The sequence below is a fragment of the Klebsiella sp. A-Nf5 genome (genome assembly GCF_002810545.1).
Classification (GTDB): Bacteria; Pseudomonadota; Gammaproteobacteria; order Enterobacterales; family Enterobacteriaceae; genus Klebsiella; species Klebsiella variicola.
In genome coordinates, this window is sequence record NZ_PIOG01000129.1 from 1 (window position 1) to 24501 (window position 24501).

A 24501-nucleotide genomic window follows, 5' to 3' on the forward strand; every position below is an offset into this window, starting at 1 on the left:
TTTTATCACCTTCTTTCTGTTGGCGCCCGGCATGGCGCTAGTGTGCGCCGTGCTGTCGCTGGGGCGGCTCGAGTGGTGGTTTGAAGCGCCGTGGATCGGCTGGTCGCTGGCGGCCGCCGTGGTGCTGATCGTCGCCGCTATCGCCTTTGAGCATAACCGCAGCAATCCCCTGCTCAATACCAAATGGCTCTCCAGCGGCAGCATCGTACGCCTCGGCCTGATTATGCTGCTAATCCGCATCGTGCTGGCGGAGCAGAACACCGGGGTCATCGGCTGGTTGCAGTACGTTGGCCTGCAAAACGAACAGATGACTAACCTCGCGTGGTCTATTTTCGCCGGCATTCTGTGCGGGATCATCGCCAGCTGTCTGACGCTCAACCCGCAGAAGCTCTACTGGCCGACCGCCACCGCCCTGGCGCTGATCATGGTAGCCTCGCTGCTCGACAGCCAGTCCAACGCCCTCACCCGTCCGGAACAATTAATGTTCAGCCAGTTTTTACTTGGCTTCGGCAGCGCCTTCTTCCTGGCCCCGGCGATGCTCGCCGGCATTGGCGGCGTGTTTGCCGATCCGCGCAACCTGGTCAGCTTCTCGGTGCTATTCGGCATGAGCCAGAACATCGGCGGCCTGCTGGGGTCGGCGATCCTCGGCACCTTCCAGACCTGGCGGGAAAAATTTCATTCCAGCCAGCTGGCGGACCAGATAACCACTCTGAACCCGCTGATCGTCGAGCGGCTGCAGCAGTACAGCCAGATGTACCAGAGCCAGATCGGCGACAGCACCCTGCTTAACGTTCAGGCCACCACCTTGCTGCAAAACGCCGCGACACTGCAGGCCAATATTCTCGCCTGGAATGACACCTATCTGCTGACGGCGGCGATCTCCGCCGGCACATTAGTGTGGGTTTTCTGGCGCTTAATTCGCTTACGACTGACCGCCCGTATCGCCTTAAAACGCGCCACCGGCAGCAAATAATTATCATCATTTCATCTCTGGAGTCGTTATGAGTCAGCAGGATGCGGCCAAACAACAGGCCAACACCCGGAACAACATTCGCGTGGTCTCCATTTTTTCCGCCGCGGCGATAGGTATCGTCGGCGTACTGGTGATCCTCTACGCCTGGCAACTGCCGCCGTTCACCCGGCATAGCCAGTTTACCGACAACGCCTATGTGCGCGGGCAGACCACCTTTATCAGCCCGCAGGTCAACGGCTACATCACTGCCGTCAACGTCAAAGATTTCGCGATTGTCGAGCCGGGCGAGGTGCTGTTCCAGATAGACGATCGCATCTATAAGCAGCGGGTGCATCAGGCTCAGGCTACGCTGGCGATGAAGGAGGCCGCGCTGCGCAACAACCTGCAGCAGCGCAAAAGCGCCGAGGCGACGATCGCCAAAAATGAAGCCGCGCTGCAAAACGCCCGCGCGCAGAATCTGAAAATCCAGGCTGATTTAAAACGGGTGCAGGAGCTGACTGCCGATGGTTCGCTGTCGATCCGCGAGCGTGATTCGGCGCGCGCCAGCGCGGCGCAAGGGGCTGCGGATATTGAACAGGCGAAAGCGGCGCTGGAGATGTCGCGCCAGGACCGTGAATCGACCATCGTCAATCGCGATTCGCTGGAAGCCGACGTCGCCAGCGCCAAAGCCGCCCTCGAGCTGGCGCAGATTGACCTGCAGAATACGCAGATCATCGCCCCCACCGGCGGCCAGCTGGGTCAGATTTCGGTGCGTCTTGGCGCCTACGTCAGCGCCGGAACCCATCTGACTTCGCTGGTCCCGCCCCAGCACTGGGTGATCGCCAACCTGAAAGAGACCCAGCTGGCCGATGTGCGTCTCGGTCAGCCGGTGACCTTCACCGTCGACGCGCTCAACGGCGAGCGTTTCCACGGCAAGGTGCAGAGCATCTCCCCGGCGACCGGGGTGGAATTCAGCGCCATCTCACCGGACAACGCCACCGGCAACTTCGTCAAGATCGCCCAGCGGATCCCGGTGCGCATTACGGTCAACGACGGGCAGAAGTACAGCGAACACCTGCGTCCCGGTATGTCGGTGCAGGTGACCATTGATACCCGCGCGGAGAAACAGCCATGATCCGCCCGGTCACCCTTGCCCTCGCCCTGGCGCTGGTCGGCTGTCAGTCCGCCGACGTGCAGCAGGCGCAACCGACGCTCACCATCCCTGCCGCCTGGCGGGCCGACGTTGGCCCTGCCAGCCCGGTGGAAGGCGTCTGGTGGCGTAATTTCCATGACAGCACGCTCAATCAGTATGTCGACCGGGCGCTGCGCTATAACAGCGATGTGCTGATCGCCCGGGAGCGGGTGAATGAGTATCAGGCGCGGGCCTATGCCGCCGACAGCAGCCTTTTCCCCTCGCTGGACGCCAGCCTGACCGGCACCCGCGCCCGCGCCCAGTCCGCCGCCACCGGCCTGCCGATCCATAGCACGCTGTACAAAGGCGGCCTGACCGCCAGCTATGACGTCGATATCTGGGGAGCGAACCGCAACGCGGCCAGCGCCGCCGGGGCCAGCCTCGAGGCGCAAAAAGCCGCTGCAGCCGCGGCCAATTTGAGCGTCGCCAGCTCGGTGGCCGTCGGCTACGTGACGCTGTTGTCGCTGGATGAGCAGCTGCGGGTTACCCAGCAGACGCTGAAATCACGGGAAGACGCGTGGCGCCTGGCCAAACGTCAGTTTGAAACCGGGTATACTTCACGCCTTGAGCTGATGCAGGCAGATTCGGAGCTGCGCTCAACGCGAGCGCAGATCCCGCCGCTACAGCACCAGATTGCGCAGCAGGAAAATGCGCTCAGCGTGCTGCTGGGTGATAACCCCGGCGCGGTAAAACGCGGCGAGTTCGCCCAGCTCACTCCGCTGCGTCTGCCGTCGCAACTGCCGTCCACCTTACTCAACCGCCGCCCGGATATCGTACAGGCTCAGCGTCAGCTGGTGGCCGCCGATGCCACGCTGGCCTCGTCGCAGGCGCAGCTGCTCCCCGTCATCAACCTCACCGCCACCGGCAGCCTGCAGGATCGTACACTGCCGGACCTGCTGGACAACCCGCTGCGGCTGTGGAGCGTCGGCGGCAGTATTTTGGCGCCGCTGCTTAACCGCCAGGCGTTAAATGCCCAGGTGGATGTCTCCATGGCCCAGCGCAACCAGGCGCTCTATAGCTACGAGAAAACGGTGCGCGGCGCGTTTAAAGAGGTGAATGACAGCCTTGACGCCATTAGCCGCTACGGTGAACAGCTGACCGAACTGCAGGGGCAGGTAGCGGTGGCGGAGGAAACATTGCGCATTGCGCAGAATCGCTACCGTAACGGCTACTCTTCGTACCTGGATGTGCTTGATGCCCAGCGAACGCTGTTCTCCACCCAGTTGAGCGTGGTGCAGGTGAAGAACAACCTGCTGCTGGCGCAGATCGATCTGTACCGGGCGCTGGGAGGCGGCTGGATGAACGCGTGAATACCCTGTGTGCGCCGGTCCACAACCGTGGAGAGCGCAGAAACCCATTTTCAGACCGGGATAGCGTCGCGCTACCCGGCAACTACCACCAGGGAGTCAATCTATGCAACAACAGTGGTCTGCCGTCGATAATTTCATGATTTCTTCGCTTATTCCTGAAGATGACATACTGAGTCAGGTTCTGGAAAACAACAAACGCGCCGGGCTACCTGAACATGATGTTGCAGCCAATCAGGGGCAATTTCTGGCGCTGTTGGTGCGCATAACGCAGGCGCGGCGGATCCTGGAAATTGGCACACTCGGCGCCTATAGCGCTATCTGGATGGCGCGCGCGCTGCCCGCCGACGGAAAGCTGATGACCCTCGAGGCCGATCCTGGCCATGCCGGGGTGGCGCGCCAGAATATCCGCCTTGCGGGGCTAAACGAGCGCATTGAACTCATTGAAGGACCGGCGCTGAACACACTGGAAAATTTCGCGGATGTGCAGCCGTTCGACCTGATCTTTATTGATGCCGATAAACCTAATAATCCTCGCTATCTGGAGTGGGCGCTGCACTATTCGCGCCCCGGGACGCTGATCGTGGGCGATAACGTGGTGCGCGATGGCGAAGTGATTAACGGGCAAAGCGATGATGCGCGCGTGCAGGGCGTGCGTCGGTTTATCGAAATGATCGGGGATAACCCGCGGCTCACCGCCACCGCGTTGCAGACGGTGGGCATTAAGGGATGGGATGGGTTTACGCTGGCGCTGGTGAATGGGTGAGATCCGGGCGGCCTGATGCCCTCACCCCGGCCCTCTCCCCAAGGGAGAGGGAGAAAACCCGCGCCGGGACGCGTCACCAGCGGCATTCTTCCGCTGACGATCATTGGGGATAATACGTATACTGATAGTGCAGAGACGCTTCGCTTTTTCCGCCGTATCCTTCATGCTCGCCATATTCCCCGGTACAGTTCCCCTCGGGGTCCCAGCCTAAACAGCGCGACTGGTGTTTTGTACGATAAGTGGTGGTTCTTTCCTCGGATAACCACCGCCCTTTTTCATCCCAACGCAGCGTCGTGGTCGAATCCGAGTCGGCAATGCGGCTTAAATGCCCTTCCGCGTAGCGATAATTGACAGCAAGCATGGCCATCATGCCGCCATTGACCGTTTTACGCACCAGGCGGTGGCGGTCGTCATAGTGATAGGTGGTCGTGCTCATGGCTTTGGGCGGTTGCTGCGACACGAGTAGATTCTCTGAACGTACAATGCGCCCGAGATTATCAGTATAAAACTGAGTGCGTATAATCATCTTGCTGATATTTCCCGTCGCGCTCCGGGTCTGTCGGATATATTCCCGCATCCATCCTTTATCATTTCGCCAGTGAACATTATCTCTGACTATCGTGGAGTCATGCGCGGTATTAAAGGTTTTTGCTCGCTCGTAACGTTCCAGCCGACGGCACCGGGCAAAACGAAGGGTGCCAGACTCGTTATTTTGGCTACCGACGATTTGCACGCCCTGCACCTCGCCAGTCAGCGGCGTAAGATAGGTCAAAATAAAAAAATTGGCATCGTTGATCGCCCGCTGTGTTTCATCACAGGAGAAAGCGTCAACGAAGGGTTTACACGCCGTAATAACAAGAATTGCCGACACCAGCATAAATAGTCTGTACATAGCCATCATGGTAAAAATAGACTCCGTGTCCTGTTTATCCGGCAAAGCGAGGCTAAAAATACGCCAATAAAGCAGGTTCCCCAAGCCACCGGGGCGATTTTCAGAATCCGTTAATTTTACGTCCGGGATAACCGGTATGGGCCACATCAGGGGCGGGAAGATTATCGGGTGCGGCGTACTGATGAGTATCAGCCTCAGGATATGCCCCCGCCCGGCAAGCACAGCGCCACCGGGCGGGGGGAAGGAGGGGATTACGGCGTGATCTGCTCCATCGCCTGCAGGACGCGTTTGTCCGAGATAGGATACGGGGTGCCCAGCTGCTGGGCGAAGAAGCTCACCCGCAGTTCCTCGATCATCCAGCGGATCTCCCGAACATCGTCGTCCTCACGGCGGTTCGGCGGCAGCTTATTCAGCCACTGCTGCCATGCCTGCTGCACGCTCTCAATTTTCAGCATTTGTGCGCGATCGCGGTGCGGATCGATAGCCATCTTCTCCAGACGCTTTTCAATCGCCTGCAGATAGCGCAGCGTATCGCCAAGACGGCGGAAACCGTTGCCGGTGACAAAACCGCGATACACCAGACCCGCCATCTGCGCTTTGATATCCGACAGCCCCAGCGCCATGGTCATATCCACGCGGCCTTTCAGCCGTTTGTTGATATTGAACACCGCGGTGAGGATCTGCTCGACCTGTTTAGCGATCTCCACCACCGTGTCGTTGAGCTCGGCTCGCACTTTATCGTGCAATTGACTGAAGCCCTCTTCCGTCCACACCGGACCACCCGCCTCGTCGATAAGCTTATCAACGCCGCAGGAGATGCAATCGTCAATCAGATCCAGCACTTTACCGTACGGGTTAAAATAGAGCCCAAGCTTGGCTTTGTTCGGCAGTTTTTCGTGCAGATACTTAATTGGCGACGGGATGTTGAGCAGCAGCAGGCGACGCAGACCGCGCCACATGGCCTGCTGCTGTTCCTGTGGATTATCAAACAGCTTGATAGCCACGCTGTCGCGCTCGTCCACCAGCGCCGGCCAGGCTTTCACCTTATAGTTGCCGCGTTTCTGTTCGTAACTTTCCGCCAGCGTACCAAAGCTCCAGATATGCAGCCCGCTCTGCTCGATGCCGTCATCGGCCACCGCCGACAGCGTCTCCTGAACTTTGCCCTTCAGCGCGTCTTTCAATGCCTGCAGCGAGCGCCCTTCCTGCAGCTTCTTGTTTTTGTCATCCACCACCCGGAAGGTGATTTTCAGGTGATCGGGCACCTGATCCCACTGCCAGGCCTCGCGGTCGATGGTCACGCCGGTCATCTTACGCAACTCCCGCTCCAGCGAATCGAGCAGCGGCAGCTCAAGCGGCGTCGCCCGGCCGAGAAACGCTTCCGCATAGTTAGGGGCCGGGACGAAATTGCGCCGCACCGGCTTCGGCAGCGATTTTATCAGCGCGATAATCAGCTCGCGACGCAGGCCGGGGATCTGCCATTCAAACCCGGCCTCCTCCACCTGATTCAGCAGCGGCAGCGGAATATGCACCGTCACGCCATCGGCATCGGCGCCCGGTTCAAACTGGTAGCTAAGCCGCAGCTTGAGGTTGCCCTGATGCCAGAAGTTCGGGTAGTCCAGCTTGCTGACCTGCTCCGCCCCCTCTTTAATCAGCATGCTCTTTTCAAAATTGAGCAAGTCTGGCGTTTCGCGGCTGGCCTGCTTCCACCAGGCATCAAAATGACGGGCGGAGATGACGTCGTGGCTAATGCGCTGGTCGTAGAACTCGAACAGGGTTTCGTCATCCACCAGAATGTCGCGGCGGCGCGATTTATGCTCCAGCTCTTCGATTTCCGCCCGCAGCTTCAGGTTTTCCCGGAAGAAGGCATGCCGCGTCTGCCAGTCGCCCTCCACCAGCGCGTGGCGGATAAACAGTTCGCGGCACAGCGTCGGGTCGATCTGGCTGTAGTTGACCTTGCGCGCGCCAACGATCGGCAGGCCGTAGACGGTGACCTTCTCCGTCGCCATCACCGCGCCCTGCGCCCGCTCCCAGTGCGGTTCGCTGTACGAGCGCTTGATCAGGTGCTGCGCTACCGGCTCCACCCACTCCGGCTCAATGCGGGCGGCGATGCGCCCCCACAGTCGGCTGGTTTCTACCAGCTCGGCCACCATCGTCCACTTCGGCGGCTTTTTAAACAAGCCGGAACCCGGGAAGATGGAGAAGCGGGCGTTGCGCGCGCCGGTAAACTCCTGCTTATCGGCATCCTTCATGCCGATGTGCGACAGCAAACCGGTCAGCAACGCGGTATGGATCTCGCGATATTCCGCCGGCTCGCTGTTGATCGGCAGGCCGAGCTCTTTTACCTCCTGGCGCAGCTGGGTGTAGATGTCCTGCCACTCGCGCACGCGCAGATAGTTAAGAAAATCGACCCGGCACTGGCGGCGGAACTGATTCGACGACAGCGCCTTCTGCTGCTCGCCAAGGTAGTTCCACAGATTGACGAAGGCGAGGAAATCGGACTCTTTATCATGGAAGCGGCGGTGTTTTTCATCCGACGCTTGCTGCTTATCCATCGGCCGCTCGCGCGGGTCCTGAATCGACAGCGCGGAGGTGATGATCATCGCTTCCCGCACGCAGCCGTGCTTCTGCGCCTCCAGCACCATGCGCGCCAGACGCGGATCCACCGGCAGCTGGCTGAGCTGGCGGCCCATCGGCGTTAGCTTATAGGCGGTGGCCTGCTCATCGGTGGTGATGGCGCCCAGCTCTTCCAGCAGGCGCACGCCGTCCTGGATATTGCGCTTATCCGGCGCTTCGACAAACGGGAAGGCGGCGATATCGCCTAAGCCCAGGGCGGTCATATGCAGGATGACCGACGCCAGGTTGGTACGCAGAATTTCCGGGTCAGTAAACTCCGGGCGCGACAGGAAATCGTCTTCCGAATAAAGACGAATACAGATCCCTTCCGAAACGCGGCCGCAGCGGCCCTTACGCTGGTTGGCGGACGCCTGGGAAACCGGCTCGATCGGCAGGCGCTGCACCTTGGTGCGGTAGCTGTAACGGCTGATACGCGCAGTACCGGGATCGATAACGTATTTAATGCCCGGCACGGTCAGCGAAGTTTCCGCCACGTTGGTCGCCAGCACGATGCGTCGTCCGCTGTGCGGCTGGAAGACGCGGTTCTGCTCGCTGTTGGACAGGCGGGCATACAGCGGCAGCACTTCAGTATGGCGCAGATCCAGCTTATTCAGCGCATCAGCGGTATCGCGAATTTCCCGCTCACCGCTCATAAAGATCAGAATATCGCCGGGCCCTTCGCGCCCCAGTTCGTCAACCGCATCAAAAATCGCCTGTAATTGATCGCGCTCGGTGTCGTCCGCCTCTTCCACTATCGGCCGGTAGCGGACTTCCACCGGGTAAGTCCGCCCGGAGACTTCGATAATGGGCGCATGATTGAAATGCTTTGAGAAACGTTCCGGGTCGATGGTCGCCGAGGTAATGATGATTTTCAGGTCCGGGCGGCGCGGCAGGAGCTCTTTCAGATAGCCGAGCAGAAAATCAATGTTCAGACTGCGCTCGTGCGCTTCATCGATAATGATGGTGTCGTACTGCATCAGCAGGCGATCCTGCTGGATCTCCGCCAGCAGAATACCGTCGGTCATCAGCTTGACCATGGTGTTGTCGCTGACGTGATCGCTAAAGCGGACTTTATAGCCGATGCAACCGCCCGGCTCCGTTTGCAGCTCCTCGGCGATACGGTTGGCGACGGTTCGCGCGGCCAGACGACGCGGCTGGGTATGACCGATGAGTCCTTTCAGCCCGCGCCCCAACTCCATGCAGATTTTGGGCAACTGGGTGGTTTTGCCCGAACCGGTCTCCCCGGCGACAATCACCACCTGGTGGTCGCGCACCGCCTCGAGAATCTCTTGTTTTTTCTGGCTAACCGGCAGGTTTTCCGGATAGGTGATGGCCGGACGCGCCGCTTCGCGCAGCAGGACTTTACCGGCTGCCTGGCTTATCTCCTGCGCCATCTCCTGCAGAATGGCCTGTTGCGATTCAGGATTTTTAACCTTCTTCACACCGTGCAGACGGCGGGCAAAGCGCGTTTTATCGCGCAGCATCAGGCCGTCGAGCTGTTGATAAAGCTGGGGGAAGGTGATTTTTTGTTGTTCTGTCATAGCGTTATCGGGCAGAGCTCTGCCGGGAAAATCTCTTTTGAAGTATTGCCTTAGAGTACCACATCTGTGTCATTCGCGCCTTGTTCAAAAAATCTGAATATAGGATTCGATATATTGCGCTATCTCTGTGGCGCGATTGTGAATACAGTGTCAACAAGCACCAGGGCATTGACCCGTCAATCACATTAAAAAAGGAAACACCCATGAGCAAAGTATTAGTTCTGAAATCCAGTATTCTGGCAGGGTACTCACAATCTGGTCAGCTTTCCGACTATTTTGTTGAACAATGGCAGGAAAAACACCCGGGCGACGAGATCACCGTGCGTGACCTGGCCGCTAATCCGATCCCGGTCCTGGATGGTGAACTGGTCGGCGCCCTGCGTCCGAGCGACACCCCGCTGACCCCGCGTCAGCAGGAAGCGCTGTCCCTTTCCGACGAGCTGATCGCCGAACTGAAAGCGAACGATGTGATTGTTATCGCTGCCCCGATGTACAACTTCAACATCCCGACGCAGCTGAAAAACTATTTTGACCTGGTGGCTCGCGCCGGCGTCACCTTCCGCTACACCGAGAAAGGGCCGGAAGGTCTGGTGACCGGTAAACGTGCGATCGTCGTCACCAGCCGCGGCGGTATCCATAAAGATACCCCGACCGATCTGGTCACCCCGTACCTGTCCACCTTCCTCGGTTTCATCGGCATCACCGACGTGAACTTCGTGTTCGCCGAGGGTATCGCTTACGGCCCGGAAGTGGCGGCCAAAGCGCAGTCCGACGCGAAAGCGGCCATCGACAGCGTGGTTGCAGCCTAAGATTTCCACTCCCGCCGCCCGGTGGGAGTGTTTTTTTCCCCCCGCCCGTTTCCCCTTTTACGAGCCGCCTCGTAAATTCACGCATCATTCCAACGCTTTAAGCATCCAGTCTGTACCATGGCTGTCGCCGCACGAATCTGGCTCACTGCCGGTGGCTGACGGCAACCGTTGTCATGGTCAAAAACAGGAGTGCGTACTATGTACACTCAATGGTGTACATGGTACCTTAGCAAGGCGCGTTTTCGTGTGTCATGCCATTGAATTTATCGAAACGTCGCTATTTACCCGCCAAATAAAACAGCTGGCTAGCGATGAAGATCTGAGGGCACTGCAGAGGCAACTCATAGGCAACCCGGATTTTGGCGATCTTATCCAGGATACCGGCGGGTTACGGAAAATAAGAATGGCGACAGGCTCACAGGGAAAAAGCGGCGGCGTGCGGGTGATTTATTTTCTGGCAACCCGCGAGATTATCTATCTCGTCTTAGCCTACCCGAAGCACACCAAAGAGAGCCTGAGCGCAGCGGAAAAACACGAACTCAGGAAACTGACCCGGCGACTAAAAAATGAGGCTTGAAATGGGTTACTTTGACGAGCTTAAAGCGTCTCTGGAAGAGGCTGTTGAGATCAAAGACGGCAACAAGGCCCCAGCCCGGGCGACGCGCTATGAAGTGGCTGATGTGAAAGCCATCCGCGCGCAGCTTAATGTTTCGCAGGCGGAAATGGCAAAAGCACTGGGTACCAGCGTGGATACCATCAAAAGCTGGGAGTCCAGGCGGCGCAACCCGACAGGCCTGGCAGCAAAAGTACTGGCGGTTATCCAGGCCAACCCAGCGTTCTTTCGCGAACTGGCTGAGCACTAATCCACTCAACCTCTCCGGGTTGCCCTGGGAAGTTAGCGCTGCGTTTTTGGCCGCAGGTTTTCATCAAACTCCAGTCGCTTACGCCCTGCTTCCACTTCCCGCAACGGTTCAACCTGATGCAGCGACTGCTTACAGCGTTCCACCAGCACCTGGTATTCACGGGTACCCTGTTTTTTCCACTCCAGCTCCTGTTCGCTCAGCGTACGAATCGCTTTTGCCGGGCTGCCGATAATTAAATGATTCGCGGGCATCTCGGCGTTGGCTTTGACAAAGGCCGAAGCGCCGACAATGCTGTTTTCGCCAATGACCGCCCCGTCGATAATCACCGCGCTCATCCCCACCAGCGCGTTGCGGCCAATCACGCAGCCGTGCAGAATAGCGCCGTGACCGATGTGGCCATCCTCTTCCACCACCGTATCCTGGCCGGGGAAACCGTGCATGACGCAGTTGTCCTGAATATTGGCGCCGTCTTTGACCACAATGCGGCCAAAATCGCCGCGCAGGCTGGCGTTGGGCCCAACATACACCCCTTTACCGAGGATCACGTCGCCAATCAGCACGGCGGTTGGGTGGACGTAGCTCTCCTCCGGCACCACTGGCGTCAGTCCATCAATCTGATAAATCGGCATGCAACCTCCTTATGCGCCCAGCAAACCGCCAAAGCGCTGATAATAGAGCGGGCCCGGCGCGGGAAGCTCGCCCACCGAGCTTTCCCCTTTCTCGCTGACGAACGCCAGCGCGCCGGGATTCACGCGTTGATAAATATTGATACACAGCTGGCGGGCGGTTTGCCCCGCCCAGTGCGCCGGCAGCAGCTCTTCCGGCAGCAGCGGATCTTTGAGCACCACCCGGCGATAAAAATGGATCAGCAGCAGCTGGATCTGGAAACAGCGCGCCGGCGTCAGCTCGGCCGGGTCGCAGTCGCGCAGCAGCGGCAGTAACGGTCGGAATAGCGAGATGAACGATTCATACATCTCGTTTTGTTCGGTGAGATGCCAGCACTCCTCCACCCGGCTGCGCAGCGCCGCACGGGAGAGCGCCAGCGGCGAATGGGCTTCAAAACAGATGACGTTTTCGGCGACGCCCGCTTCATGGAGCAGCGACTGGACATCGGCCAGCTTTTGCGACGGCGAGGCCAACAGGTTGGGCGCCAGTGCGCCAAACCCCTGCCACAGTAGCTGCTTTTTGACGTCGGCCAGCACATTTTTCTCCAGGCCTTCCGAGAGCAGCAGCAGCCAGGTGCCGTCCCATTCCGGCGCGTTCGCGCGATAAATTTTATGTTCCGCGCGCCGGGTCAGGCGCAGGCCTTTATCGCTCAGGCGATAGAAGCTACGCCGGCCGATACGCACGACATCGAGCCACTCTTCTTTATTGAGGCGAAACAGCGCAGTGCGGACAAAGCGCTCGCCAAATCCTAATCCTTCCAGCAGCGCCGCGACGCTACCCAGCCACACTTCCCCACCGCGTTGTAACAGGGCATCGCCATACAGCGAGGCAATTAATGACGTGCCGCTGATCGGCGTCGCCGTCACCGCTTGTTGAATAAAGACGTCGAGTTTACTCATCTGATTCATTCTGTTGTTATATTTTTCCTTTATGAATCATAGCACAGGAAAATCCCGGCTTATGGCGTAAAGGCCTCAGCCGGGTTACCGGGGAGAGAATTAACCGCTGACCACCGCTTTACGCAGGTCGAATACCCGACAGGCTTTCCCTTCAGAGCGGGGAATGCTGCCGCAGTTGACGATAGTAATATCGGTAGAGATCCCGACCATCGACTTAATGCGATGGCGCAGCTGATGGCAAATCTGGCAGCGTTGTTCATGACTTAACGCCAGCCCGCTCTCTTTCAGCTCAACGCGTACCGCCAGCGAATCAAGATGACCGCGGCGATTGACCTCTAACTGATAGTGCGGCGCCAGGTGTTCAAACTTGAGGATCTCCTCTTCCAGCTGCGAGGGGAAGACGTTAACCCCGCGGATAATCAGCATATCGTCGCTGCGTCCACTGATGCGATCCATGCGGCGCATGGTCCGCGCGGTGCCCGGCAGCAGGCGCGTCAGATCGCGGGTACGATAGCGGATCACCGGCAGCGCTTCTTTGGTCAACGTGGTAAACAGCAGTTCGCCATGCTCGCCATCTTCCAGCGGCGTACCGTCGTCCGGGTTGACGATTTCCGGGAAGAAGTGGTCTTCCCAGATGGTCGGGCCGTCAACGGTTTCCAGGCACTCCATTGCCACCCCTGGCCCCATCACCTCTGACAAACCGTAAATATCCAGCGCGGTGATCCCCAGACGACGCTCGATCTCCGCGCGCATCGCCAGCGTCCACGGCTCGGCGCCAAACACGCCGACTCGCAATGAACAACCGCGCGCATCGCCGCCCATCTGGCGCTCCAGCTCTTCAATCAGATTCAGACAGTAGGACGGCGTCACCATGATCATATCCGGCTGGAAGTCGCGGATCAGTTGCGCCTGTTTTTCGGTCTGTCCGCCAGACATCGGGATCACCGTCGCGCCTAAACGCTCCGCGCCGTAGTGCGCGCCAAGGCCGCCGGTAAACAGGCCGTAGCCGTAGGCGACGTGAATTTTATCTTTTGCTGAACCACCGGCCGCGCGCAGCGAACGGGCGACAATATTGGCCCAGTTATCAATATCGTTTTGCGTATAACCCACCACCGTCGGTTTGCCGGTGGTGCCGGAAGAGGCGTGAATGCGCACCACCTGCTCCATCGGCACCGCGAAGGTATCGAAGGGATAGTTGTCGCGCAGATCCTGTTTGGTGGTACAGGGGAATTTTTTCAGGTCGTTTAATTCCCGGAAGTCGTCAGGGTGCACGCCGGCGGCGTCGAATTTGCGGCGATACATCGGCACATTGTCATACGCATGCTTCAGCGTCCATTTCAGGCGCTGGGTTTGCAGGGCCTGCAGTTCGTCACGCGATGCGGTTTCAATCGGATCTAATTTTGTAGTAGTTATCATTGTAGGGTACTCGCAGGTAAATTAGCTCACACTCGCTCGAGGATCATGGCAATGCCCTGACCCACGCCAATACACATCGTACACAGCGCATAGCGCCCGCCCCGGCGTTGCAGCTCAAGACTGGCGCTCAGCGCTAACCGCGCGCCGCTCATGCCCAGCGGATGGCCTAACGCGATGGCGCCGCCGTTGGGATTCACGTGCGCCGCATCATCCGGCACGCCAAGCTGTCTGAGCACCCCCAGCGCCTGGGCGGCGAAGGCCTCATTCAGCTCAATCAGATCCATATCGTTAATATTGAGTCCGGCTCGCTCCAGCACTTTACGCACCGCCGGCACCGGCCCCAGTCCCATCAGGCGCGGTTCAACACCCGCCGTCGCCATCGCCACGATACGCGCCCGCGGCGTGAGCCCCTGGATAGCGGCCTGCTGTTCGCTGGCGATAATCAGCGCCGCGGCGCCATCGTTAACGCCGGAAGCATTGCCTGCGGTAATGACGCCGCCCTGGCGAAACGGCGCTTTCAGTTTCGCCAGCTGCTCAAGCGTGGTTTCCGGGCGGGGATGCTCGTCCTCGCGCACATCGCTAACCGCCCCTTTCTTGCCGATGATCTGCACCGGCACGATCTCCTGCGCCAGAATGCCGTCGCGCTGGGCCTGCGCCGTACGCTGCTGGCTGCGCCAGGCGAAAGCGTCCTGATCGATCCGGCTGATATTTAACAATTCAGCTACATTCTCGGCCGTTTCCGGCATGCTGTCAGTTCCGAAGTGTTGCGCCATGAGCGGGTTCACAAAACGCCAGCCAATCGTGGTATCAAAGAGTTCCGCCTGACGCTGATACGGCGCGCTGGCTTTTCCCATCACGAACGGCGCGCGCGACATCGATTCCACGCCGCCGGCAATCAGCAGATCGGCATCGCCAGCTTTGATCGCCCTGGCGGCAAAGCCGATCGCATCCAGACCCGATCCGCACAAGCGGTTAATGGTGGTGCCCGGTACGCTATGCGGGTAACCGGCCAACAGCGTCGCCATGTGCGCTACGTTGCGGTTATCTTCACCGGCCTGATTCGCACAGCCGAAAATCACATCATCAATCGCTGCCGGGTCGAGCCCGGGGTTACGGCTCAGCAGCTCACGCAGCGGGATCGCCGCCAGGTCGTCGGCGCGGACGCCGGCCAGCGCGCCGCCGTAGCGGCCAATCGGCGTGCGGATCCCGTCACAAATAAAGGCGTCGCGCATTACACGTCTCCTGTGATTGTGCCGCCGATGCGGTGCGATTTGCCGCGGAACAGGGCCACAATTTTTTGCTGTTGATTAACAATTTCAATGTCGTAGACACCGGTCAGCTTGCCCTGCTGTTTGACTCTGGCGGTGGCGACCAGCCGGTCGCCGGCAAACGCCGGGCGAAGAAAATCAATGCTTGCCGCCGAGGCCACCGCCGCCAGCCCCTGGCTGTTACAGGCGTAGGCAAAAGCGGTATCGGCAAGCGTAAATAGCTGGCCGCCGTGACAGGTCTGATGGCCGTTAAGCATGTCCGCCGAGACGGTCATGCTCATCTGCGCAAAACCGTCGTCCATTTCGATAAGTTCGATCCCCATCTTTCTGGCGCAGGTATCTTTTTCGTACATCACGCGCGCGTTGCGCCACGGATCATTGCTCATAGTGCTTCTCCATCAGCGCCTTCTGGCGCAACAGGGAACTGGGGCGATAGCGCTCCTCGCCGTAATGATGTTGCAGGTTCTCCAGCAGACGCAGCACCCGCCGCCAGCCGAGGCGTTCTCCCCACGCCAGCGGGCCGTACGGATAGTTGACGCCAAGGCGCATCGCGGTATCGATATCCTGCGGGCTGGCGACGCCTTTTTGCACCGCATCCAGCGCTTCGTTAATCAGCATCGCCACCGTGCGCCATACCAGCAGGCCGGGATAATCGGCAATACGCAGTACTTTCTTGCCCTGCTGCTGGAAGTAGTGCACCGCTTTGTCCGTCGCCGCCGGCGCGTTGGTCGCCGCTGCGGCCAGCACCACCGTATCGCTGGCGCACAGGTCATACACCACCACCGGGCGGTGGTGCTTCACACTCAGCGCCAGCGCCGTCTCGCCTTCGGTCTCCAGCAACAAGAGATCATCTAATTCAGTGACGTTGTCACTTACAACTGTAATGGATTGAGCGCCAGTAGATACGGGCGGCAACGCCGCGTCCGGCTGCGTCTCCGTAGGCCAGTGATAAACGCCGTGACCGCTCTTTTTACCCAGCCGCCCGGCCAGCGCCAGCTCTTGCTGCAGGAGCGATGGCAGGTAGCGGCGGTCCTGCCAGAAGGCGTTAAATACCGAGCAGGTCACGGCGAAGTTGACGTCCTGACCAATCAGGTCCGTCAGCGCTAACGGCCCCATCGGAAAACCACCGCCGTCACGCAAAGCGGCATCAATAACCTCAGGGGCGGCAACCTGCTCTTCCAGCGCGCGCCAGGCCTCAGCGTAGAATGGACGCGCTACGCGGTTAACAATAAAACCGGGCGTTGAGCGGCAGCGTACCGGCTGTTTCCCCCAACCGCTTACGCACTGGCACAGCTGCTCTACCACCTCCGCAGACGTCTCCAGGCCGCTCACCACCTCGACCAGCTTCATCACCGGCGCCGGATTAAAAAAGTGTAACCCGGCCACCCGCTCCGGGTTTTTGACCCCGGCGGCGATGGCGGTAATCGAAATCGACGAGGTATTGCTGGTCAACAACGTTGACGGCGCGCAGATCGCCGCCAGCTGCGCGAACAGCGCCGTTTTGACCTCCAGCCGTTCAGAGGCCGCTTCGATCACTAAATCCGCGTCGGCAAGCGCGGCTAAATCGTGGGCCGGATGCAGGCGCGCCAGCAACGCGTCGGCCTGCTCTGACGCCAGTTTGCCGCGCTCGACCCGTGAGGCGAGACGCCTGGCAATGCCGTCGATCGCCCGGGCAATCGCGGTTTGATTAATATCGAAAATACGCACCGGATGTCCGGCGGCGGCGGCCACTTCGGCAATACCAGCGCCCATGGTGCCGCTGCCGATCACTGCCACGTTGGCTAAGGATGTTGTCATGGCCTATTTCCCGCTGAACTGTGGTGGCCGTTTGGCCAGAAACGCGCTGACCCCTTCGCGGTAATCATCGCTGCGCCCGGCCAGACGTTGATAATCGCGCTCCAGGTCCAGCTGCGCGTCGAGACTGTTGGTTTCAGCAGCCAGCAGCGCCTTTTTAATCAGCCCAAGACCAAACGTCGGTTGCGCCGCCAGATGGCGCGCCAGCTGCAGACTGGTATCCGCCAGTTCTGAATCGTCCACCAGCTGCCAGATCATTCCCCACTGCGCGGCTTGTTCCGCGCTGAGGCTATCGCCCAGCAGCGCCAGCCCCATCGCGCGCGCGCGGCCGGCCACCCGCGGCAGGAACCAGCTACCGCCGCAGTCCGGCACCAGGCCGAGCTTACTGAACGCCATCACAAATTTGGCCGAACGCGCGGCCAGCACGATATCGCAGCCCAGCGCCAGGGTAGCGCCTGCGCCGGCGGCCACGCCGTTAACCGCGCAGATGACCGGTTTCGGCAGCGCCGCCAGACGGCGTACCAGCGGGTTGTAAAAGCGTTCTACCGACAGACCAAGATCCGGCGGCGGGCCGCTGGGGTCGACATTGCGGTCGTTCAAATCCTGGCCGGCGCAGAAGCCGCGTCCGGCGCCGGTGATCAGCAAGCAGCGTACGCCGTCGTCGCGCTCGGCCTGCTTCAGACAGTCCGCCAGCTGTTGATGCATCAGGTCGTTAAAACTGTTGAGGCGGTCCGGGCGATTGAGGGTAATGGTCATAACGCCCTGTTCCACTGCGCTGAGAATGAAAGCTTCCACGATTAGCGTCCTTTAAAGTCCGGTGTACGTTTTTGTAAGAAGGCGTCGATGCCTTCGCGGCGGTCCTCGGTGGCGCTCAGCAGGCTAAACAACTGACGCTCCTGTTGCAGACCGGCCTGCAAACTGACTTCCTGCGACAGGCGCAGCGACTGTTTTGCCGCCCGTAGCGCTAACGGCGAATGGCGGGCGATGGTGGTTGCCAGTTTCAGGGCGTACTCATCGGTTAACGCCGCCGGATGGATATCGCTGACCAGCCCGGCCTGCAGGGCCTGGCGGGCGTCAATACTCTCGCCGCTCAGCACCATCCGGCTGGCCAGCGCCTTGCCAACGCTGCGGATCAGCCGCTGGGTGCCGCCCGCGCCCGGCATAATGCCGAGGGTAATTTCCGGCAGGCCAAAGCGGGCGTTGTCGCCGGCGACAATCAGGTCGCACAGCAGGGCCAGCTCGCAGCCGGCGCCAAGCGCGTAGCCGTTGACCGAAGCGATGAGCGGTTTAGTGAAAGCATCAATTCGTGCCCACAACCGTGGGCGAATATCGTCAAGGGTGGCTGGCAGATCTTTCTCCGCCATCTCATTGAGGTCGGCCCCGGCGGCGAAAAAACGCGGGTTGCCGCTGATAACGCAGACGCCGACGCTGTCATCAACTGCCGCAACCTCCAGCGCCTCGGCAATCTGGGTCAATAAGGCATTGTTCAGCGCGTTGCGGGCCTGCGGACGGTTTAGTGTCAGCTGTAGCACCCGGCCATGACGGTGGATCAGCAGGTCACTCATGCCATCCCCCGCGCGTCAAAGTCGACCACCACGTCGCCGCTGGTTGGCAGCGACTGGCAGCTCAGGACATATCCCGCCGCCAGCTCATCCGCTTCCAGGCTGTAATTGGCGGCCATCGCCACTTCACCGCGCAGCACTTTGCATTTACAGGTGGCGCATACCCCGCCCTTACAGGCGAACGGCAGATCCGCGCCCTGACGCAACGCGGCATCCAGAATGCTGTCGTCTTCGGCGCTGAGGGCGATCAGCCTATCGCGCCCGTCCTGGCGGATGGTCACCGTGCGCCCTTCCGCCTGCACGCCAGCGGCGCGCTTCACATTGCCGCCTGGTGTATTAAAGCGTTCGAGATGAATCGATTTCTCCGCTACGCCAAGTTCACGTAACGCCGCTTCCGCCTCGTCCATCATCACCGCCGGACCGCAGATAAAGGCCTCGTCGAAACGGCTAAAATCCAGCAGATGGTCAGCGAGCTGGCGCAGTTTGTCGCCGTCAATGCGCCCCTGTAGCAGATCGCTGTCCATCGATTCCTGGCTAAACAGGTGTATCACCTGCAGGCGCTGCGGATAGCGGTCTTTTAAATCGGCCAGCGCCTGGCGGAACATCATGCTATGGCTGCTGCGGTTGCCGTAGATCAGCGTGAAGCGGCTTTGCGGCTCGGTCGCCAGCGTCGCGCTAATGATCGCCATCATCGGCGTGATCCCGGAGCCGGCGGCAATCGCCAGATACTCACCCTGCCGTTCAGCCTGCGGTTGATAACCGAAATGCCCCTGCGGCACCATCACGTCCAGCTCCATACCCTGCTGGATATCGTGCTGGGCGTAGCGCGAGAAGCGCCCGCCGTCGATAGCTTTGACCGCGACGCTAATTTCGCCGGGCGTGCGGCTGCGACAAATGGAGTAACAGCGGCGCAGTTCTTCGCCGCCCAGACGGGCTTTTAGCGTCAGATGCTGGCCCGGACGAAAGCAGTATTCCGCCTGCAGGGCTTGCGGGATCGCAAAAGTGATGGTCACCGCATCGCGGGTTTCCGGCTCGACTCTCACCACCTTAAGCGAATGGAACGTCGTCATGGCAACCTCAAATACATTTAAAGTAATCAAAAGGTTCGCGGCAGTTGTCGCAGCGATAGAGCGCTTTGCAGGCCGTGGAACCGAATTCGCTTATCAGCGAGGTATGGGTGCTGCCGCAGCGCGGACAGCTCACCTCGGTGGGCATGTCCGCATGGCAGGCATGCCCCTGGGGCGGGCTGATGCCGTACTGGCGCAGGCGCTCGCGGGCCTCCTGGCTCATCCAGTCGGTGGTCCACGGCGGATCCAGCTGCAGGACGATATGTACCGGCACAAAGCCATGTTCGCTCATCACGGCGCGGATCTCGCCCAGCAGATGCTCCGTTGCCGGACAGCCCGAATAGGTCGGGGTAAAGCCAATCACCCAACCGTCGCCGTGGCGCGCGACGCTGCGCACCATACCGAGGTCGGTGATGGTGAGTACCGGCACTTCCGGATCCGGGATCGCGCTTAATAATCCCCAGATGGTACGAACCTCTGCTGGAGCGATATCGGCAAGACGTTGCATAGTCACCTCACTTACCACTGCAGTCCGGGATGCGAACGCTGCAGATATTGCATCTCCGCCAGCAGCGGGCCGAGATGTTCACTGTGCAGCCCCTGTTTGCCGCCGCTGCGGAAGGCCGCTTCCTGCGGGATCTGTAAACCGGAGTCGAGCAGCGCCGTATGTACCGCGCTTTGCCATTCGGCCTGAAGCTCGCGCGGATCAACCGCAATACCCTGCTCAACCAGGCTGAGCTCCACTTCATCGGCAAGGAACAGTTCGCCGGTGAAGCGCCACAGATTGTCGACCGCCTGCTGCATTTTGCGATTTGATACCTCGGTGCCGTTACCAAGACGCTCCAGCCAGCCGCGGCTAAAGCGCTGGTGGTAACGCACCTCTTTCAGCCCTTTGGCGGCAATGGCCGCCAGCTGCGTATCGCGGCTGTTCACCAGCCGGCTGAACAGGGCAACATGCCAGACGTCGATAAAGAACTGGCGGGCGATAGTGTCGGCAAAATTGCCGTTTGGCTGCTCCACCAGCAGCAGGTTGCTGAACTGGCGCTCATCGCGGCCAAAGGCCAGCGTATCTTCGTCGCCGCAGCCGTTAAGCTCGGCGGCATAGCTTAAAAAATTGCGCGCCTGGCCGAGCAGGTCGAGGCCGATGTTGGCCAGCGCAAGATCGATCTCGAGCTCGGGAGCATGGCCGCACCAGGCGCCTAAACGCTGGGCCAGAACCAGACCATTGTCGCCAAGACGCAGGGCGTAGGTGGCTACGGGGTTAGGGTTATTCATCGCCGCCTCACATATGTTCCATGCCGTCCGGCACGGTATAGAAAGTCGGATGACGGTAGACTTTGCTTTCCGCCGGGTCGAAGAATTCGCCGCGATCTTCCGGCTGCGAAGCAACGATTTCGCTGGCCTTCACCACCCAAATTGAGCAGCCTTCGCTGCGGCGGGTGTAGGCATCGCGGGCATTCTCCAGCGCCATTTGATCATCGGCAGCGTGCAGACTGCCGACGTGACGATGGGATAACCCCTGTTTGCTGCGAACGAACACTTCATATAACGGCCAGTAAACTTTGCTCATGTTGTCTCTCCTCATGCCGCGCTGCGGGCCTGCTGTTTTTGCGCATGGGCCAGCGCGGCTTCGCGCACCCATTCACCCTCTTCCCAGGCCTTACGCTTGGCGGCAAGCCGCTCGTGATTGCAAATGCCACGGCCGCTAATCACCTCGTTAAACTCCTGCCAGTCGATTTCGCCGAAGCGGTAATGGCCGCTGGCTTCATCAAACTGCAAATCCGGGTCCGGGACGGTCATGCCGAGGATCTCTACCTGCGGCACGGTGTTATCGACGAAGCGCTGACGCAGTTCGTCGTTGGAGTGCAGTTTGATTTTCCACGCCATGCTGCGGGCGCTGTTCGGCGAGTTGTCGTCGTTGGGGCCAAACATCATCAGCGCCGGCCACCAGAAGCGGTTAATGGCGTCCTGCAGCATCTGCCGCTGCGCGTCATTGCCCTGCGCCAGCGCCATGCAGGCTTCAAATCCCTGGCGCTGGTGAAAGCTCTCCTCTTTGCAGATTTTGACCATCGCCCGGGCGTAGGGGCCGTAGGATGTCCGGCACAGCGCCACCTGGTTGACGATGGCCGCGCCATCGACCAGCCAGCCGATCACGCCGATATCGGCCCAGCTGAGGGTTGGATAGTTAAAAATGGAGGAGTATTTCATCTGCCCGTCGAGCATCTTCTGATACAGGTCTTCCCGCGCGCAGCCCAGCGTTTCCGCGGCGCTATAGAGATACAGCCCGTGTCCGGCCTCATCCTGCACCTTAGCCAGCAGGATCGCTTTGCGGCGCAGCGTCGGCGCGCGGGTGATCCAGTTGCCTTCCGGCAGCATGCCGACGATTTCCGAGTGCGCGTGCTGGCCTATCTGACGAATCAAGGTCTTACGGTAGGCATCCGGCATCCAGTCCTGCGGTTCGATGGCCGTTTCCTGCGCGATGCGCTGGTCAAAGCGTTGTTCTTCTGTCACGTCATCACCTCTTATGATTCCGATATTCACAACAAAAACATTTATGTGAATCACTTTGTTTATTGAAGGTTACATATTAGTTAAATAAAACCACAAATTTTGTTTGTTCTTTTTGTGATGCTAACCGCAAAACCTTTTGTAAATAACCTATAAATCAGTGATATAAACAAAACAATCAATTAAGCACCGATCACAATGTTAATAAATTATTAAATACAGACTTGATTTTTATGATTCATAAAAGAACTATTTATAGATATCACACGTAACACATTTGGAGATTGACGATGCAGCAGTTAGCCAGCTACTTATCGGGCGCCTGGCAGACCGGCCGGGGCCGCGCCCGTACTATCCATCACGCCATTACCGGGGCGGCGCTGTGGGAGGTGACCAGCGAAGGCCTAGATATGGCGCAAGCGCGCCGCTTCGCGATTGAGCGCGGCGGTAAGGCTCTGCAAGCCATGACCTTTATTGAACGCAGCGCGATGTTAAAAGCGGTAGCAAAACGGTTGCTGGAGCAGAAAGACGAGTTCTACGCCATCTCCGCGCAAACCGGCGCCACCCGCGCCGACAGTTGGGTGGATATTGAAGGCGGCATCGGCACCCTTTTCACCTATGCCGGGCTCGGTAGTCGCGAATTGCCGGACGATATCCTGTGGCCGGAGGACGAGCTGATCCCGCTCTCCAAACAAGGCGGTTTTGCCGCGCGTCATGTGCTGACATCAAAATCAGGCGTCGCCGTCCATATCAACGCCTTCAACTTCCCCTGCTGGGGAATGCTGGAAAAACTGGCGCCGACCTGGCTTGCCGGCATGCCGGCGATCATTAAACCGGCCACCGCTACCGCCCAGCTCACCCAGGCAATGGTGAAAGCGATTGTCGACAGCGGCCTGGTGCCGGAAGGCGCTATCAGCCTGATTTGCGGCGGCGCGGGCAATCTTCTCGACCATCTCGATAGCCAGGACGTGGTGACCTTTACCGGCTCAGCCGCCACCGGCCAGCAGCTGCGGGCGCACCCTAACCTGGTGGCCAAATCGATTCCCTTTACGATGGAAGCGGATTCGCTCAACTGCTGTGTGTTAGGCGAAGATGTCACCCCGGAGCAACCGGAATTCGCGCTGTTTATCCGCGAGGTGGTCCGCGAGATGACGGCAAAAGCCGGGCAAAAATGTACCGCTATCCGTCGCATCATTGTTCCGCTGGCGCAGATCAATGCGGTTAGCGATGCACTGATCGCCCGCCTGCATAAAGTGACCGTCGGCGACCCGGCGCAGGAAGGCATAAAAATGGGGGCGCTGGTCAATAGCGAGCAGCGTCAGGACGTACAGGAGAGCGTGAATAAACTAATTGCCGCCGGCTGCGAAGCGCTGCTTGGCGGAGAAGCGGACCTCAGCGCGGCCGGCGCGTTCTTCCCACCGACCCTGCTGTACTGCCCGCAGCCGGATGAAACGCCGGCGGTTCACGCCATTGAAGCCTTTGGCCCGGTGGCGACGCTAATGCCGTATCGCGACCGCCAGCATGCGCTGACGCTGGCGCGCGCCGGTGGCGGTAGTCTGGCCGGTACGCTGGTCACCGCCAGCGGCGAGCTGGCCCGCGAGTTTATCCTTGGCGCCGCGCGCGCGCATGGTCGTATTCAGATCCTTAACGAAGCGTCCTCGGCAGAGTCGACCGGCCACGGCTCGCCGCTGCCGCAGCTGATACACGGCGGCCCTGGCCGCGCTGGCGGCGGAGAAGAGCTTGGCGGACTGCGCTCGGTGAAACACTATATGCAGCGTACCGCGGTCCAGGGCAGCCCAACGATGCTGGCGACCATCGGCCAGCAGTGGGTGCGAGGCGCGCAGGTTAGCGAAGACCGCATTCACCCGTTCCGTAAATACTTCGAAGAGATCCAGCCTGGCGACAGTTTACTGACCCCGCGCCGAACGCTGACCGAAGCGGATATCGTTAACTTCGCCTGCCTGAGCGGCGACCATTTTTATGCGCATATGGACAAAATCGCCGCCGCTGAGTCGATTTTCGGCGAGCGCGTGGTCCACGGTTATTTCCTGATCTCCGCCGCGGCCGGGCTGTTCGTCGATGCCGGCGTCGGGCCGGTGATCGCCAACTACGGCATGGAAAACCTGCGCTTTATTGAGCCGGTCAAACCGGGAGATACCATTCAGGTTCGCCTGACCTGTAAGCGGAAAACGGTCAAACGTCAGCGCAGCGCCGATGAGAAAGCCACCGGCGTGGTGGAATGGGCGGTGGAGATTTTCAACCAGCACCAGCAGGCGGTGGCGCTGTATTCCATTCTGACCCTGGTGGCGCGCCAGCAAGGGGATTTCCCGGCGTGATGCGCTGAAAATCGCCCGGCGGCGCTGCGCTTGCGCGGGCCTACAGACAG

Annotated in this window: 22 protein-coding genes and 1 pseudogene; 8 read left to right on the forward strand and 15 right to left on the reverse strand. The window is 59.7% G+C overall.

What is annotated here, in order from left to right; all coding sequences use genetic code 11:
* The 4 genes and pseudogenes from CWM53_RS12545 to CWM53_RS12560 form a co-directional block, all read left to right on the forward strand.
* Window positions 1–973, forward strand: a pseudogene (locus tag CWM53_RS12545) (MFS transporter); the annotation flags it as partial.
* Between the two features lie 28 nt (window positions 974–1001).
* A complete protein-coding gene (locus CWM53_RS12550; protein WP_074386003.1) occupies window positions 1002–2087 on the forward strand; it encodes an HlyD family secretion protein in 1086 nt (361 codons plus the stop codon).
* On the forward strand, window positions 2084–3454 hold the full coding sequence (locus CWM53_RS12555) for an efflux transporter outer membrane subunit (RefSeq protein ID WP_100729850.1): 1371 nt from the start codon (window positions 2084–2086) through the stop codon (window positions 3452–3454). Before CWM53_RS12550 ends, CWM53_RS12555 begins: the two co-directional genes overlap by 4 nt.
* A 103-nt stretch (window positions 3455–3557) precedes the next feature.
* Window positions 3558–4217, forward strand: coding sequence for an O-methyltransferase (locus CWM53_RS12560; RefSeq protein WP_100729849.1), 660 nt, complete (start codon window positions 3558–3560; stop codon window positions 4215–4217).
* Between the two features lie 100 nt (window positions 4218–4317).
* Here the strand turns inward: CWM53_RS12560 and CWM53_RS12565 are convergent, their stop codons facing one another.
* Window positions 4318–5331, reverse strand: coding sequence for a hypothetical protein (locus CWM53_RS12565; protein WP_227521709.1), 1014 nt, complete (start codon window positions 5329–5331; stop codon window positions 4318–4320).
* A gap of 29 nt (window positions 5332–5360) precedes the next feature.
* Window positions 5361–9206, reverse strand: coding sequence for an ATP-dependent RNA helicase HrpA (hrpA, locus tag CWM53_RS12570; RefSeq protein WP_264755255.1), 3846 nt, complete (start codon window positions 9204–9206; stop codon window positions 5361–5363).
* Between the two features lie 260 nt (window positions 9207–9466).
* Between hrpA and azoR the strand changes: the two genes are divergently transcribed.
* The 3 genes from azoR to nadS all read left to right on the forward strand — a co-directional run bounded on the left by azoR (window position 9467) and on the right by nadS (window position 10935).
* Entirely contained in the window at window positions 9467–10072 is a 606-nt protein-coding gene (azoR, locus tag CWM53_RS12575; RefSeq protein WP_074386007.1) for an FMN-dependent NADH-azoreductase, read from the forward strand.
* Between the two features lie 244 nt (window positions 10073–10316).
* Entirely contained in the window at window positions 10317–10649 is a 333-nt protein-coding gene (locus CWM53_RS12580) for a type II toxin-antitoxin system RelE/ParE family toxin (RefSeq protein ID WP_100630855.1), read from the forward strand.
* A gap of 1 nt (window position 10650) precedes the next feature.
* Window positions 10651–10935, forward strand: a complete 285-nt coding sequence (gene nadS, locus CWM53_RS12585) for a NadS family protein (RefSeq protein ID WP_088716961.1) — start codon at window positions 10651–10653, stop codon at window positions 10933–10935.
* Window positions 10936–10967: 32 nt separating this feature from the next.
* Here the strand turns inward: nadS and paaY are convergent, their stop codons facing one another.
* The 13 genes from paaY to paaA all read right to left on the reverse strand — a co-directional run bounded on the left by paaY (window position 10968) and on the right by paaA (window position 22118).
* Entirely contained in the window at window positions 10968–11564 is a 597-nt protein-coding gene (gene paaY / locus CWM53_RS12590; protein ID WP_100729847.1) for a phenylacetic acid degradation protein PaaY, read from the reverse strand.
* 9 nt (window positions 11565–11573) lie between these two features.
* Window positions 11574–12500 (reverse strand): phenylacetic acid degradation operon negative regulatory protein PaaX, encoded by a 927-nt coding sequence (gene paaX, locus CWM53_RS12595; RefSeq protein ID WP_165785077.1) that lies wholly within the window; start codon window positions 12498–12500, stop codon window positions 11574–11576.
* Between the two features lie 99 nt (window positions 12501–12599).
* Window positions 12600–13916: a phenylacetate--CoA ligase PaaK gene (paaK, locus tag CWM53_RS12600; protein WP_074386011.1), complete on the reverse strand. Its 1317-nt coding sequence runs from the start codon at window positions 13914–13916 to the stop codon at window positions 12600–12602.
* Between the two features lie 26 nt (window positions 13917–13942).
* Entirely contained in the window at window positions 13943–15148 is a 1206-nt protein-coding gene (gene pcaF, locus CWM53_RS12605; RefSeq protein ID WP_100750799.1) for a 3-oxoadipyl-CoA thiolase, read from the reverse strand.
* Window positions 15148–15570 (reverse strand): hydroxyphenylacetyl-CoA thioesterase PaaI, encoded by a 423-nt coding sequence (paaI, locus tag CWM53_RS12610; protein ID WP_002902876.1) that lies wholly within the window; start codon window positions 15568–15570, stop codon window positions 15148–15150. The genes pcaF and paaI overlap by 1 nt, the downstream gene beginning before the upstream one ends.
* Window positions 15560–16981 (reverse strand): 3-hydroxyacyl-CoA dehydrogenase, encoded by a 1422-nt coding sequence (locus tag CWM53_RS12615; RefSeq protein ID WP_100750800.1) that lies wholly within the window; start codon window positions 16979–16981, stop codon window positions 15560–15562. Before CWM53_RS12615 ends, paaI begins: the two co-directional genes overlap by 11 nt.
* 3 nt (window positions 16982–16984) lie before the next feature.
* Window positions 16985–17773 (reverse strand): 2-(1,2-epoxy-1,2-dihydrophenyl)acetyl-CoA isomerase PaaG, encoded by a 789-nt coding sequence (gene paaG / locus CWM53_RS12620; protein ID WP_100630859.1) that lies wholly within the window; start codon window positions 17771–17773, stop codon window positions 16985–16987.
* A gap of 2 nt (window positions 17774–17775) precedes the next feature.
* The gene (paaF, locus tag CWM53_RS12625) at window positions 17776–18543 is read right to left on the reverse strand and encodes a 2,3-dehydroadipyl-CoA hydratase PaaF (protein WP_100675672.1); all 768 of its coding nucleotides are present in this window, start codon (window positions 18541–18543) and stop codon (window positions 17776–17778) included.
* On the reverse strand, window positions 18540–19610 hold the full coding sequence (gene paaE, locus CWM53_RS12630; RefSeq protein ID WP_100675673.1) for a 1,2-phenylacetyl-CoA epoxidase subunit PaaE: 1071 nt from the start codon (window positions 19608–19610) through the stop codon (window positions 18540–18542). Before paaE ends, paaF begins: the two co-directional genes overlap by 4 nt.
* 7 nt (window positions 19611–19617) lie before the next feature.
* Window positions 19618–20115, reverse strand: a complete 498-nt coding sequence (gene paaD / locus CWM53_RS12635) for a 1,2-phenylacetyl-CoA epoxidase subunit PaaD (RefSeq protein WP_061154786.1) — start codon at window positions 20113–20115, stop codon at window positions 19618–19620.
* Between the two features lie 11 nt (window positions 20116–20126).
* Window positions 20127–20882, reverse strand: coding sequence for a 1,2-phenylacetyl-CoA epoxidase subunit PaaC (paaC, locus tag CWM53_RS12640; RefSeq protein ID WP_074386018.1), 756 nt, complete (start codon window positions 20880–20882; stop codon window positions 20127–20129).
* A 7-nt stretch (window positions 20883–20889) separates the two neighbouring features.
* Window positions 20890–21177, reverse strand: a complete 288-nt coding sequence (gene paaB / locus CWM53_RS12645) for a 1,2-phenylacetyl-CoA epoxidase subunit PaaB (protein WP_002902768.1) — start codon at window positions 21175–21177, stop codon at window positions 20890–20892.
* Window positions 21178–21188: 11 nt separating this feature from the next.
* Window positions 21189–22118 carry a 1,2-phenylacetyl-CoA epoxidase subunit PaaA gene (gene paaA / locus CWM53_RS12650; RefSeq protein ID WP_004176377.1) on the reverse strand — a complete coding sequence of 310 codons (930 nt, stop codon included), beginning with the start codon at window positions 22116–22118 and terminating at the stop codon, window positions 21189–21191.
* Between the two features lie 287 nt (window positions 22119–22405).
* On the opposite strand from paaA, the gene paaZ reads away from it, so the two are divergent.
* Complete coding sequence (gene paaZ, locus CWM53_RS12655) at window positions 22406–24451, forward strand: phenylacetic acid degradation bifunctional protein PaaZ (protein WP_100729844.1); 2046 nt, start codon at window positions 22406–22408, stop codon at window positions 24449–24451.
* Window positions 24452–24501: the final 50 nt, after the last annotated feature.

What these genes read in the sequence shown, in the direction of transcription:
- CWM53_RS12560 (WP_100729849.1), top strand. Translation starts at nt 3,558, where the DNA reads ATGCAACAACAGTGGTCTGCCGTCGATAATTTCATGATTTCTTCGCTT.
- CWM53_RS12550 (WP_074386003.1), top strand. Translation starts at nt 1,002, where the DNA reads ATGAGTCAGCAGGATGCGGCCAAACAACAGGCCAACACCCGGAACAAC.
- pcaF (WP_100750799.1), bottom strand. Translation starts at nt 15,148, where the DNA reads ATGCGCGACGCCTTTATTTGTGACGGGATCCGCACGCCGATTGGCCGC.
- paaD (WP_061154786.1), bottom strand. Translation starts at nt 20,115, where the DNA reads ATGCAACGTCTTGCCGATATCGCTCCAGCAGAGGTTCGTACCATCTGG.
- hrpA (WP_264755255.1), bottom strand. Translation starts at nt 9,206, where the DNA reads ATGCTGCGCGATAAAACGCGCTTTGCCCGCCGTCTGCACGGTGTGAAG.
- paaK (WP_074386011.1), bottom strand. Translation starts at nt 13,916, where the DNA reads ATGATAACTACTACAAAATTAGATCCGATTGAAACCGCATCGCGTGAC.
- paaE (WP_100675673.1), bottom strand. Translation starts at nt 19,610, where the DNA reads ATGACGACGTTCCATTCGCTTAAGGTGGTGAGAGTCGAGCCGGAAACC.
- paaI (WP_002902876.1), bottom strand. Translation starts at nt 15,570, where the DNA reads ATGAGCAATGATCCGTGGCGCAACGCGCGCGTGATGTACGAAAAAGAT.
- CWM53_RS12555 (WP_100729850.1), top strand. Translation starts at nt 2,084, where the DNA reads ATGATCCGCCCGGTCACCCTTGCCCTCGCCCTGGCGCTGGTCGGCTGT.
- CWM53_RS12615 (WP_100750800.1), bottom strand. Translation starts at nt 16,981, where the DNA reads ATGACAACATCCTTAGCCAACGTGGCAGTGATCGGCAGCGGCACCATG.
- paaY (WP_100729847.1), bottom strand. Translation starts at nt 11,564, where the DNA reads ATGCCGATTTATCAGATTGATGGACTGACGCCAGTGGTGCCGGAGGAG.
- paaF (WP_100675672.1), bottom strand. Translation starts at nt 18,543, where the DNA reads ATGAGTGACCTGCTGATCCACCGTCATGGCCGGGTGCTACAGCTGACA.
- azoR (WP_074386007.1), top strand. Translation starts at nt 9,467, where the DNA reads ATGAGCAAAGTATTAGTTCTGAAATCCAGTATTCTGGCAGGGTACTCA.
- nadS (WP_088716961.1), top strand. Translation starts at nt 10,651, where the DNA reads ATGGGTTACTTTGACGAGCTTAAAGCGTCTCTGGAAGAGGCTGTTGAG.
- paaX (WP_165785077.1), bottom strand. Translation starts at nt 12,500, where the DNA reads ATGAGTAAACTCGACGTCTTTATTCAACAAGCGGTGACGGCGACGCCG.
- paaC (WP_074386018.1), bottom strand. Translation starts at nt 20,882, where the DNA reads ATGAATAACCCTAACCCCGTAGCCACCTACGCCCTGCGTCTTGGCGAC.
- paaB (WP_002902768.1), bottom strand. Translation starts at nt 21,177, where the DNA reads ATGAGCAAAGTTTACTGGCCGTTATATGAAGTGTTCGTTCGCAGCAAA.
- paaZ (WP_100729844.1), top strand. Translation starts at nt 22,406, where the DNA reads ATGCAGCAGTTAGCCAGCTACTTATCGGGCGCCTGGCAGACCGGCCGG.